This window comes from Acinetobacter sp. S4397-1 (assembly GCF_024129285.1).
Taxonomy (GTDB): Bacteria; Pseudomonadota; Gammaproteobacteria; order Pseudomonadales; family Moraxellaceae; genus Acinetobacter; species Acinetobacter lwoffii_C.
In genome coordinates, this window is sequence record NZ_JAMXXZ010000084.1 from 1 (window position 1) to 572 (window position 572).

Genomic DNA, 572 nt, shown 5'->3' on the forward strand with positions numbered 1-572 from the left:
CCCTGACCGATATGATTGTTGTCCTGGAAGACCATCGGCACTGCCATAATTTTGCGCTCTTCCACTTCATCCTGGAAGAAAGCTCCATCAATCATGGTGGCAGTGGTACCCGGGTTATAGATGGCAATCAGGTTGAGTGCCTGCACCACATCCGGGCAGTTATGGCAGCTTAAAGAGACAAAGACATCGAAGTCAGACTGAATATTCAGGCTTTTAATATTATCCAGCACCTCAGCAGAGACTTTCGGGGCATAACCCGACGTTTGTAACAATGCCAGAATCAGGGAAGTAAACTCATGGCCCATTGGCAAACCTGCAAAGAACACCCGTGGCTGTTCACCGGCTTTGGCAATTCCAAAGCTGGGTACCCGCTTGTTCTGACCATCAAAACGGGCAGTCACCCGATCAGACAGAGCAGCGACTTCTTCCACCAGTTCTTTGATTTTGGCAGATTTATCCGATTGATCTAAAGTGGCCACCAGCTCAATAGGCGCTTCAAGGCGTTCAAGTAAGGTTTTGAGTTGGGCGGAAGTATTTTGATCCAACATTGCTAACATCTCCAAGGGAGTAAA

1 protein-coding gene is annotated in these 572 nt (G+C 48.1%); it reads right to left on the minus strand.

All coding sequences use genetic code 11. The annotated features are described in order from the left end of the window. Positions 1-548: thioredoxin family protein (locus tag NI467_RS14600; protein WP_253153501.1), on the minus strand; the 548-nt coding region annotated here is incomplete at its 3' end. Between the last annotated feature and the right edge of the window lie 24 nt (positions 549-572).